The organism is Carboxylicivirga mesophila, from assembly GCF_018271975.1.
Classification (GTDB): Bacteria; Bacteroidota; Bacteroidia; order Bacteroidales; family Marinilabiliaceae; genus Carboxylicivirga; species Carboxylicivirga mesophila.
Map to the genome: position 1 here is coordinate 212,037 of NZ_JAGUCN010000004.1, position 11,835 is coordinate 223,871.

An 11,835-nucleotide genomic window follows, 5' to 3' on the forward strand; every position below is an offset into this window, starting at 1 on the left:
AAGTGCAAGCGCTTGCATTAATGCCAATATTTATGCATATTTGCTGCAAACCAAAAAACATTATTAAATGAAACTATCTGTATTAAGTAATTGGATGTTATGTCTTTCAGTTATTGTTTTGACAGGATGTACATCAAGTGAAAAAGCGGAATATATGACAGAGTTGAATAGTAACTGGTTCATTCAGTCAGCAGAACAAGTGCCGGTAACTGGTGCAGAGTTAAGTAAATCTGCCTATAATTCCGATAGCTGGGTGAAAGGGGATATACCGGCAACCGTAATGACAATTTTACGTGAGAATGGAGAATACGATGATTTATTTATGGGCGATAATATTGATAGGGTTGATGATACTCGTTTCAAACAGCCATGGTGGTATCGTAAAACATTCGAAGTAAAAAACTTCGACAAGCAAGCCACTTATCAACTCCGTTTTGAAGGATTGAACTATAAAGCAAATATCTGGCTTAACGGGCATCAGTTAGGTGAAGCTGCTGTTATTGAAGGACCATTTAGCCGATGGACATTTGATGCCAGTGACTATTTGGTGCCTGGTATAAATGTTATAGCTGTTGAAATTATTCCTCCTGTTAAAGGCGATTTAACCATTGGTTTTGTAGACTGGAATCCAGCTGCGCCCGATCAGAATATGGGTTTATGGCGTGGTGTTGAGTTAATAAAAAGTGGTGCTGTATCTATCGAATCCCCTTTTGTTAGTGCAAAGTTGGATGAAAATCAGGCCAATCATGCAGAATTAACGGTGACAGCCTTGGTAACAAATCATTCCGAAAGTCCTCAGAAAGTAACTGTTGAAGCTTTTATTGAAGAGATTGGAAAGGTTGCAAAGCAAGTAGAACTGAAGGCCGGAGAGTCAAAAGACATTGCTATTACATCAAAAGATGCGCCATTGCTTAAAGTCGAGAATGCAAAGTTATGGTGGCCCAATAACCTAGGTGATCCATACTTGTACGCTATGACCGTTAGCACTAAAATTAATGGTCAGGTATCGCAGGAAATTAACACACGTTTTGGTATTCGCCAAATAGAAGAGTACTGGAATGAACAAGGCCATAAAGGCTGGAAGGTGAATGGTAAACCCTTAACTATTAAAGGTGCCGGATGGGTAGATGACATGTTTCTGGCTGATAGTGAAGATAAAGTTCGGGCTCAGGTGGAGTACGTGAAGCATATGAACCTTAATTGTATTCGTTTAGAAGGTTTTTGGGGGCGTGATAAAACGATATATGATGCAGCTGATGAGAATGGTTTACTGATTATGATTGGCTGGAGTTGTCATTGGGAATGGGAACCTTATTGCGGTCGTCCCGAAACTGACTTTATGGCCATTACAGGCAAGGATGAGATTGAGCGTCATGCCTTATCATATCGTGATCAGGTTTTGTACTTACGAAATCATCCCAGTGTATTTTTATGGGTATTTGGAAGTGATAAATTACCAGTACCCGAACTGGAAGCGAAGTTGAATGATTACATTACCACTGTAGATGATTCGCGACCTATATTGGCTGCATGTAAATACCAGGATTTTGGAACAGACCATTATAATCATAGCGTAGTTAGTGGTTCAACGGGTGTTAAAATGTTAGGCCCATACGGCTATGTGCCACCTGTTTACTGGTATATTGATACTATTGCCGGAGGTGCTTATGGCTTTAATACCGAAACAGGACCCGGGCCACAAGTGCCACCAGTTGAAAGTATTAAGAAGATGATTCCCGCTGATAAGCTATGGCCAATCAACGATACCTGGAATTTTCATTGTGGCAGACATCAGTTCGGTTCATTGGATCGTTACTTAAATTCATTCAACAAGCGCTATGGAGGAGCCACTTCGCTTGAAGAATTTGCTTTCAAGTCGCAGGTATCCAATTATGAAGCGATTCGCCCCATGTTTGAGGCTTTTCAGTCTAATAAATTTGAGGCAACAGGTGTTATTCAGTGGATGCTTAATTCTGCCTGGCCTGAAATGTTCTGGCAGTTATATGACTACTATTTGCTGCCTAATGGAGCGTTTTATGGCACAAAAAAGGCATGTGCTCCGTTAAATGCTGTTTACAATTATAAAGACAAGAATATTTATTGGGTAAATGATTACAATACGACGCATAGCAATCACAGTATAAGCATCGAAGTGTATGATATAAATTCCAAACTTTTATTTGCTGAGAAGGTAATGGTTGATATGGATGCGCATAACTCAGGGCTGGCTTTTGAAATGCCAGAAATAGAGGGCTTGTCAACAGCTTACTTCATCAACCTGGAGTTGTACAATGAGTCAGGTAAACTGATAGCAGATAACTTTTATTGGTTATCTACTAAGGCGGATGAGATGTTGTTTGAAGAAACAACATGGGTTTATACCCCTCCAAAGGATTATGCCAATCTTCAGTTGCTTAATTCGCTTCCTGAGGTTAACGTGAATGCCCAATGGACACAACATAAAGATGCAAACTATACCTACTTTGAATGTCAGCTTGAGAATAAATCAGATCAAATAGCATTCTTTATCGAAACAGCGGTGCTTGATAAAGCTACCAATGAAGTAATTGTTCCAGTATTTTGGGATGACAACTATATTAGTATCATGCCCAATGAAACGAAGATAGTTACAGCCCGTATTGCCAATGAGCTCATGCCAGAGTCAGTGGAGTATAGGATAGATGGCTGGAATATAAAATAATCTGAGTAATTGCTAAGAAACCGGCTGATTTTGACTCAACTAAGCCAACCTGAAAATGAGGCCGGTTTCTTCTTTTGCTTCTAATGTATAACTGAGAGATAAACCTTTTTTGCATGAGTTATTTTGAGAGGTAACTGATGTACACTGAATATGCCCGTCAATGGGTGTGCAAAAACAAAATGTAAAATTAATGGAACAAACAAGAACAATTATAGGGGTTGATTTGGGAGGAACGAACATGAGAGCAGGCCTCGTTGTAGGTGATAAAATACTCGAGGTGTCTTCTTGTTTAGTACCCAAAACTGATAATGCTCCTGATGTAACTCAGGCACTCATAAAAACGATTAGAGATGTAATCACGCCCGAAGTGGAAGGAATAGGTATTGGTGTGCCTAGTCTGGTTAAATCAAGCAATGGTGTTGTTTATGATGTGCAGAATATACCTTCATGGAAAAAAATACCGTTAAAAGACATATTGGAGAAGGAATTCAAACTGCCTGTATGCATCAACAACGATGCTAACTGCTTCGCTGTAGGTGAGCGTGTCTATGGTGCTGGTCAGGAATACGATGACTTCGTTGGTTTAATCACCGGAACGGGTGTAGGTGGCGGAATTATCAAAAATGGGCATTTGCTGCCGGATCAAAACTGTGGAGCTGGTGAATTTGGGATGATCCCTTATCTGGAACACGATTATGAATACTACTGCAGTGGGCAGTTTTTTGAGAATAAATACAATGTAAGTGGCAATAAATTGGCGCAGAAGGCCTCAGAAGGTGATGAAGAAGCACTGTCTGTTTTTGCCGAGTATGGTACTCATTTGGGCAAGGTGATTAAAACTATTTTATTTAGTGTCGATCCAAAGGCCATAGTTTTGGGAGGTTCTGTTTCCAGGTCATTTGAGTACTATAAAACAGCCATGTGGAAAGAGATAGCCACCTTTCCGTACCAGTTTGTTCTTGAAAATTTCGTAATTGTACCGTCTGTAGTGAAGGAAATTGCTATTTTAGGTGCTGCAGCTCTTTATATTGATGCTGTTGGTGAAGATTAAACTACTAACTATCCATACCGAAAGATATGATACAAGATATGACAGTTCAAAACCAGTGTGCTGTAGGTGTTTACCTTGGAGGAAAACACTTACGTGTGGGACGGGTTCGAAATAATATTGTGGAGGCATCACTGGCGCTTGAAATCGATAACCATAATTCAGAGGAAGTCATCCTGAAAGATATTATGGACGCCATTGATCAGGTGTTTAATGAGGATGTGGGAGGCATTGGAATTGGGGTGCCTAGTCTTGTTGATGTATCAAAAGGAATAGTGTACAATGTGGAGCATATGCCATCGTGGCGGGAAGTTCACCTGGGCGATTTGTTATCCGACCGTTATAAGGTAGGTGTTTATGTAAATAATGATGCCAACTGCTTTGCTATCGGAGAAAAGTACTTCGGGAAAGCAAAGAAATATGCCAATTTAGTAGGTATTGTTGTTGGTGTTGGACTAGGGGCTGGTGTCATCACAGATAACCATTTATACTCTGGCACAAATTGTGGGGCCGGTGAGTTTGGTTGTATACCTTATCGCGATCATAATTACGAATATTACTGTACAACACAATATTTCGAAACCAAGTATGGTCTGAAGCCAGATGTACTTTACCGAAGAGCTAAAAAACAGGATAAAATTGCTTTGGCTATTCTGGAGCAGTTTGGTTTTGATTTCGGGCAAGCTGTTAAAACCATATTATATGCCTATGATCCGGAATGTATAGTGATTGGTGGTAACGTAAGCCGCTTCTTTCCATATTTCGAAGAGTACATGTGGAAAGCAGTTCGGAAGTTTCAATATGAAAAAACCATTGAAAAACTGAAAATAGAGGTAAGTGAGCAGCCTGATATAGCCGTGCTTGGTGCTGCTGCATTATACTATGATGCCATCTCTAAATAGCTAGTCAATAATTAATTATGTGGATTGGGAATGCTTCGTTATGAGGCTGAATGGGAGAGTTATATCCTTTTGGCAAATAAAATGATGTTGTTAGCAGAAGTGATTTGTCAGGAACCTTGTATTATCAAAAACATTAGATGAGCAAATGAAGCTTTTGAATAGATGATAGCTACATAATTAAGCCAAATACTTAAACCATTATAAACTTAAACACATGAAGAAACTTTTGTACTTAACAATTTTAATGACTTCATTATTATCGTGTAAGAAGCAAACGGCCGATGATGGGATTTTCCTGATTAACCATGTAGGTTATGAGACCGAGGCTTATAAGTCTGCAGTATTGCAAATCAAGTCAGATGTTATTCCTTCAAAGTTCGAGATTATCAATCAGCAGGATGAGCTGGTATTTGAAGGAAAGTTTGAATTGGGTGGCGCAATTGATAACTGGCATACTGGTAATGCTTATAAAGCGCTGTTTTCTGAATTTAAACAGCTTGGTACATTTCGAATAAAAGCTATTGTTAATGATGACTTTGTGCTTTCAGAACCATTCATCATTTCCAGTAAGCCACAGGCAGCCGACTTAATGCCATTGCTCATTAAAGCTTTTCAGCAGCAGCGTTGTGTACCACCCTATGATGATAAAGATAAAGCGATGACGTTTTTTGGTGACCGCAAGGATACGGTGGATGTGAGTGGAGGATGGTACGATGCCTCCGGTGAAAAAGGAAAGTACCTGAGTCATTTGAGTTTTTCCAATTACATGACACCTCAGCAGCTCCCTATGATGGTCTGGAACTTGTTAGAAGCGCATGATGTAATTCAAGACTCTGATATTGCTAATCAACATTTGTTGCATGAGTTGACAAAGGAAGCAGCTCATGGTGCCGACTATCTGATTAAGGTACACGATGATGCCGGTTACTTTTATGCCACTGTTTTTGCCGGTTGGACCAAAGATCCAGAGCAGCGCCAGATTTGTGCGTATGAGGGGCAGGATGGTAAGCGCAATGAACGTTACCAGGCTGCTTTTAGAGAAGGTGGGGGTATGGCCATAGCTGCCTTGGCGCGTTCATACTCAGCTGCTCTTAATGGGGAGTTTAATGCGGGTCGATACTTGGATGCCGCTATCAAAGGTTATGAGCATTTAAAGCAAAATAATCTGATGTATTGTGATGATGGGAAGGAAAATATTATTGATGACTATTGTGCATTGCTAGCTGCCACTGAGTTATTCAAAGCCACACGAAATGATATATACCTGACCGACGCCCGTAACAGGGCGGGTTCACTAAAAGCACGCCTTATGAGTGATGTAAACGGGAAATATTGGTTGCGGGCCGATGAGCATGGTGAGCGTCCGTTTTTTCATGGTGCTGAAGCAGGCCTGCCTGTTATTGCTATGACGCATTACCTTGCCATTGAAAACGATGTGAATCTGCAAGAAGAAGCGAAGGTTTTTATTACTAATGCTTTGAGTTTTGAGTTATGGGTGACAAAAGAAGTAACAAATCCTTTTGGCTATGCACGTCAACTGATCAAATCCACTAATGAGCCAAAAGCTCGAACTGCTTTCTTTCTGCCACATCATAACGAAACAGGTTACTGGTGGCAAGGTGAAAACGCTCGTTTGGCGTCATTGGCTACGGCAATGCTGAAGTCGAAAAGCTTATTAAACAATGAAATGCAGGAGGCAGTCGCTAACTATGCATCTGATCAAATAAATTGGGTGCTTGGCCTCAATCCTTACAATGTATGTATGCTGCATGGAGCTGGACGAAACAATCCAGATTATCAGGAAGACGGTAAGTCGATGAACTATATGGGTGGTATTTGCAATGGCATTACGGGCGGATTTGATAATGAGCAGGATATTGCGTTCAGGCCTATGCCTTATGATGATGATCCTGCACAGAGGTGGCGTTGGTCGGAGCAATGGTTACAACACGGAGGATGGATGATTCCGGCGATTGCCTATACTACAAAATAAATCAAGTTATACCGGCGGAACGCTATTGGCAGAGTGGTAGCAAATCCTTTGTAGCTAGTTGAAAATCTTTTCCTGGTAGCAAGTATTTCTTCAATTGGCATTGCCTTCAACTCCTATTAATAAATAGCGTTCCGCTTTAACCCTGAAATCATGAAATTGAGAGGCCTTTTTATATTGTTTACCAGTTTGTCATTAAGTGCATGTAATTCTGATGAGGTTCCTGTAAGACCCAATGGGCGCTCATTAATTATACATGAACCGTCAGAAGCAATAAAACCATTTCCGCAGGCTCAAACATTTGTAAATAGTATCAAGCCCAATAACCTGAGCCAGGAGGAATTAAATAATGATGTGGTGAACTACTATCAGTATTGGTTAAAGAAGTATATGAGGGAGTCAAATGGTCAGACACCGGGTGGCGGTTATTATGTGCGCATGAAAGGTACTGGGGGTGATGGTTCAGAAATAACAACTTCTGAAGCTCATGGCTACGGGATGATTGTGCTGGCCTTAATGGCGGGTTATGATGTCAACGCTAAAAAGTACTTTGATGGAATGCTTAATATGTGTTATCAGCATTACAGTAGTGGTAATTCAAAATGTATGTCTTGGGTGATTCATGAAAGTGAAGAAAGCCAATACAGGCAAGCTAGTGCTACCGATGGAGATATGGATATTGCATATGCCTTGTTATTAGCTGATAAACAATGGGGATCTGATGGCGCCATTAATTATTTGCAAATGGCAAAAGATGTTATAGCCGGGCTCAGAGAAAGTTGCCTTTCGTCATCTTCCAAACGGATGCTGCTTGGCGATTGGGATAGCGATCCCTATACTACGCGTTCTTCAGACTGGATGACCGGACATATGCGATGCTTTTACGCGATAACTGGTGATGAACTGTGGCTGGAAGCTATTGATGAGGTATATTTAATGATTGATGAACTGACAGACAAATATAGTCCTCAAACAGGCCTGATGCCAGATTTTGTAGTCGGAAAAACACCACAGCCTGCTCCTGAATATTTTTTGGATGAGTATAAGCAAACAAACCACTACAGCTGGAATGCCTGTCGTTACCCATGGCGAATTTCGGCTGACTATTTGCACTTTGGGGGCAGTGATGCGAAAAGAGCTATGACCACCTTAACGGATTTCTTTGTGGATGCGTCAGGCGGTCATCCGGCTAACATTAAAATGGGATATTATCTTAATGGGAAGCCTATGGACAACTATTCGAGTGCGGCATTTATAGCACCTGTCATCACAGCATCAACCACTGATGTTAAATACCAGGCTTATCTTAACGAAGGGTGGGATTGGCTAAACCGGTTTGTTAATGAAACGTATTACAGCGATACAATAACATTGCTTAATATGTTGCTGATATCTGGTAATTGGTGGAATCCGGCTGAATAAGCTCATTAATACACAAACACTATATGAATTCCGGCAAAGCAAGGTTAATTATCTGGCTTTGCCGGAATTGTTTTATAATATCCAGTTGAAGAGATAGCCTAACAGGATAATAAACAGAGTGATGGTTGCGAAGAATATGCCTATCAGCTTCCATTGCATAACCTTTTTAAGCAGTGTGGCTTCAGGCAATGAAAGCCCTATAACGGCCATCATAAAAGCAATGGCTGTGCCCAGGGGAACGCCTTTGGCCACAAATACCTGTATAATTGGCACAATTCCTGATGCACTGGCATATAGCGGAACAGCCATAATAACTGCCAATGGGATGGCATACCATTTGTCCTCAGACAGATACTCTGAAAAGAAATTCTCAGGAACAAAACCATGCATGAGTGCACCAATTCCAATACCCAGAATAATGTATGGAAGTACTTTTCGGACGATGCCCCATCCATCTGCAATAATGGCTGGCAGTCGTTCAGTAAAGCTCAGGTTTTCTGACTCAAAATCAGCTACGTTAGCCGGATTTGCATTGCGCTGTATTTGCTGAACCCAATCGGCCAGGTAGCGATCAAGCTTTAGCTTGCCAAGCAGGAAACCGCCAATGACTCCAAGGAAAATGCCGCTTGTAGCATAGATAAGTGTGGTTTTCCAGCCAAAGAAGCCCAGGAACATAGCTACCGCTACTTCGTTTACTAAAGGCGAGGTAATGAGGTAGGCAAAGGTGACTCCTAAAGGGATACCTCCTTGTACAAAGCCAATAAACAATGGGATAGAAGAGCATGAGCAAAATGGAGTCACAGCACCAAATAATGAAGCAAATAAATATTGCAGCCCATACAGTTTTTTTGTAGTCAGGTAATTTCTTAGTCTTTCTACCGGAAAATAGGTATTAACAAGGCCCATCAATGAGCTGATTAAGAAAACCAGTATAATAATTTTAATACTATCATAGAAAAAGAAGTTTATTACTTGCCCCCAATGGGAATCAGCCTTAAGTGTAAATAGTTCATATGTCATATAGTCGACAAGTGGCTGCAAATAATAGAACAATACGATAATAGCAGGTAGAGCTAATGCTATTTGTGTTGAAATGCTTAAGCGCTTTTGTAATCTCATTACTAAAATATTAAGGTAATCACAAAATAGATACCGACGCCGATAAATAAAATGGCGATAGTACGTCGGAACCAGATTTCAAAATTCTTTAACCTATTATAGAAGCTGCCTATTGAGCCAATACTGTAGGCAATTAACCAGGCAAAGATCATGACAGGTATGCCTGTTGCCAGTGCAAAAACAATGGGTAAATAAAGCCCCTCGGCACTTGCTATAGTCATGGGTATCAGCATGCCAAAGTAGAGTACGCCGCTATATGGGCAAAATGCTAAGGCAAATACGAGACCTAATAACAGTGCTCCCCAGTAACTATTGCCGGCTTTCTTTTCCAGCTTATCGTTTAAGAAGCCCAAGCCTGGAATAGTAAGTTTAATAATTCCGAGCATAAACAGACCTATGATTATTAATAAAGGACCTAATAGTTTTTCGCCCCACTCCTGAAAAAAGCCTGAGAATTGAAACTGACTCAAGCCGAAAAAGAAGATAAGACCCAGTCCGGTATAGGAAATGGCCCGCCCTAAGGTGTAAACAAGACCATTGATAAATACTCGCTTTTGACTTTTGATATCTTTACTGATAAAGCCGATGGCTGTGATATTTGCAGCCAGTGGGCAGGGGCTGACAGCTGTCATCAACCCTAGTATAAATGCTGATAAAATTGGAAGCTGAGAGTTTTCCAACAAATTCTGTAAAACTTCCATACTATGACATTGATTCGATAGTTGATTTAATCAACGATTCCAGCTTTTCTGGCTTTGTACGAGCATTTAAAAAGGCTTCGTTGGTCAGGTTCTTAACCTGATCGCCTTTCAGGATTAAAAGGGTTTGCCACTCTACCTCATATTTCTTAGCCAATTCTTTTTCTACTTCGCGGTTAATTGAATGGAACGGGACAGTAGCATCAAAATATTTAGCCAACGTTTCTTTGGTAACTTTTTCAACAGCTTCGCAAGTGGCACAACGCCTGGTAGCATGAAAATAAACTACATTGACTTTGCTGGTGTCAATGGTTGTAGTACTTGTTTTTGAACTACAGCAGCTTTGGGATTCACATGAACTGCCATCTTTTTCGGTCTTAGATTTTTGCTTATTAGAATTGCAGCCAGCAGTTAATAATATTGTGACCACAACCAAAAAAGTGTAGAATATTTTAGTCATAATAGGAATAAATGAAAAGGTTAGTTGTATTAGTGCTTATAATAAATCCTTGATTTCCTCAACAGAAGGTACACGTCCTTTAACAGCGACTTTGCCATCGATTACTAATGCGGGTGTGGTCATTACACCGTAGGTCATTATCTGAATCAGGTCTTCTACTTTCTCAACATTGGCATCTATGCCTTTTTCTTCAACCGCTTTGCGTGTTATTTCCTCTAATGATTTACATTTTGCACATCCGGTGCCTAGTACTTTAATATCCATAATATTGTGTTTAAATCATTCGTCATTCGTAAAACAACGAACAATGTTTGTAAATTTTTTTAGTCTTCAAAAAACGCTTTCAGTAAGTCCTGCGCCTCGGCCCAGCTGGCTTTATTTATACAGTATTTTATCCTGGGCGCTTCAATTTCTCCTTGAATCAAACCAGCCTCTTTCAATTCCTTTAGATGTTGCGACAGGGTTGATTTGGCAATCGGTAATACCTCGCTTAAATCGCCACTGTAACAGCAGGTTTGTTTGGCCAGGGTTTGCAACACATATATACGAACGGGGTGTCCGAGTGCTTTGGTGTATCTGGCTAATTTTGTTTGTTGTTCGTTAAACATCTGTAATGACTGTTCGTAAATTTACGAACAAAAGTAGTGCTTGTTTTTGAAATACCAAATTTAATAGCTTTAAAAACCAAAGTAATCAGAATGGGGAGGGCATGAGCTGAAAAGCTGCCTTGGTGTCAGACCTGCCAATTTAATAAAGTCATTATTCATATGTGCTTGATCGTAGTAACCACTTTGAAAGGCAACATCTAACAATGACAAATGAGGCCGCTTTGATTTTAAATGAAGTGCGTATTGAAAGCGGATGATATTAGTAAACTGTTTAGGACTGCAGCCCACCAATGATTTAAATGAACGGTCAAAATTTTTTCGACTCCAGCAGCTTTGTTCTGCCATGGATTGAATAGACATCTTTTTAGCCGGATTAATGTGTGGAATAATGTGTCTGACTCTTTCTGATTTGTAGCAAGGCTGTTGTTCAGCCATTTGCTTCATTAAAAATTGTTCTATTAATAAGATTTGTTGTTGTAAGTTGTTTGATTCATACAATTGTTCGCATACTTCAGAAATGGATTGCCCCCAAATTTGTCGGGCACAGATTGTTTGGTTAAATAGTTCACTGGCAGGGTGTCTACAGAGCTGGGCAAAGCCAGAAGGAAGTAATGTGACTGCTAACAGCTTTAGTTTGCCTGAAGCTTGTATGTCGTAAAACGAATTTTGCTGGCCTGATATAAGTGTATGTGAATTAAAATAGCCGGAATCGCTTTGGGAAGTGATTTTATTACCCAAAATAAAAGTTAACTCCGGCAAACCCGTTGGAACAATTCGTTGGTTGTGTACTGCTTTGGCCTTATAACTGCACTCCATAAGCCAGTAGTGCTTTACAATGCCAGCTAATTGGTGAGAGGGGTGTATAATTTTGAAATTCACTATGTAAA

Annotated in this window: 11 protein-coding genes; 5 read left to right on the forward strand and 6 right to left on the reverse strand. The window is 40.3% G+C overall.

Features of this window, described 5'->3' with window-relative positions; translation table 11 throughout:
• The first annotated feature begins 67 nt into the window (after positions 1-67).
• The 5 genes from KEM09_RS05645 (at position 68) to KEM09_RS05665 (ending at position 8,063) form a co-directional block, all read left to right on the forward strand.
• Complete coding sequence (locus KEM09_RS05645; RefSeq protein WP_212226580.1) at positions 68-2,701, forward strand: glycoside hydrolase family 2 protein; 2,634 nt, start codon at positions 68-70, stop codon at positions 2,699-2,701.
• A gap of 190 nt (positions 2,702-2,891) precedes the next feature.
• Positions 2,892-3,752 carry an ROK family protein gene (locus KEM09_RS05650; RefSeq protein WP_212226582.1) on the forward strand — a complete coding sequence of 287 codons (861 nt, stop codon included), beginning with the start codon at positions 2,892-2,894 and terminating at the stop codon, positions 3,750-3,752.
• A 26-nt stretch (positions 3,753-3,778) separates the two neighbouring features.
• Positions 3,779-4,651 (forward strand): ROK family protein, encoded by an 873-nt coding sequence (locus tag KEM09_RS05655; protein ID WP_212226583.1) that lies wholly within the window; start codon positions 3,779-3,781, stop codon positions 4,649-4,651.
• A 214-nt stretch (positions 4,652-4,865) separates the two neighbouring features.
• Complete coding sequence (locus KEM09_RS05660; protein WP_212226585.1) at positions 4,866-6,644, forward strand: glycoside hydrolase family 9 protein; 1,779 nt, start codon at positions 4,866-4,868, stop codon at positions 6,642-6,644.
• 150 nt (positions 6,645-6,794) lie between these two features.
• Positions 6,795-8,063, forward strand: coding sequence for a family 8 glycosyl hydrolase (locus KEM09_RS05665; protein WP_212226587.1), 1,269 nt, complete (start codon positions 6,795-6,797; stop codon positions 8,061-8,063).
• Between the two features lie 72 nt (positions 8,064-8,135).
• Here the strand turns inward: KEM09_RS05665 and KEM09_RS05670 are convergent, their stop codons facing one another.
• The 6 genes from KEM09_RS05670 to KEM09_RS05695 form a co-directional block, all read right to left on the reverse strand.
• Entirely contained in the window at positions 8,136-9,182 is a 1,047-nt protein-coding gene (locus KEM09_RS05670) for a permease (RefSeq protein ID WP_212226588.1), read from the reverse strand.
• A gap of 2 nt (positions 9,183-9,184) precedes the next feature.
• Entirely contained in the window at positions 9,185-9,883 is a 699-nt protein-coding gene (locus tag KEM09_RS05675; protein ID WP_212226590.1) for an aromatic aminobenezylarsenical efflux permease ArsG family transporter, read from the reverse strand.
• A 1-nt stretch (position 9,884) separates the two neighbouring features.
• Positions 9,885-10,340 (reverse strand): nitrophenyl compound nitroreductase subunit ArsF family protein, encoded by a 456-nt coding sequence (locus KEM09_RS05680; protein WP_212226592.1) that lies wholly within the window; start codon positions 10,338-10,340, stop codon positions 9,885-9,887.
• Positions 10,341-10,376: 36 nt separating this feature from the next.
• The gene (locus KEM09_RS05685; RefSeq protein ID WP_212226594.1) at positions 10,377-10,604 is read right to left on the reverse strand and encodes a thioredoxin family protein; all 228 of its coding nucleotides are present in this window, start codon (positions 10,602-10,604) and stop codon (positions 10,377-10,379) included.
• Between the two features lie 59 nt (positions 10,605-10,663).
• The gene (locus KEM09_RS05690; protein ID WP_212226596.1) at positions 10,664-10,948 is read right to left on the reverse strand and encodes an ArsR/SmtB family transcription factor; all 285 of its coding nucleotides are present in this window, start codon (positions 10,946-10,948) and stop codon (positions 10,664-10,666) included.
• Between the two features lie 69 nt (positions 10,949-11,017).
• Complete coding sequence (locus tag KEM09_RS05695; RefSeq protein WP_342343998.1) at positions 11,018-11,827, reverse strand: DUF6597 domain-containing transcriptional factor; 810 nt, start codon at positions 11,825-11,827, stop codon at positions 11,018-11,020.
• Between the last annotated feature and the right edge of the window lie 8 nt (positions 11,828-11,835).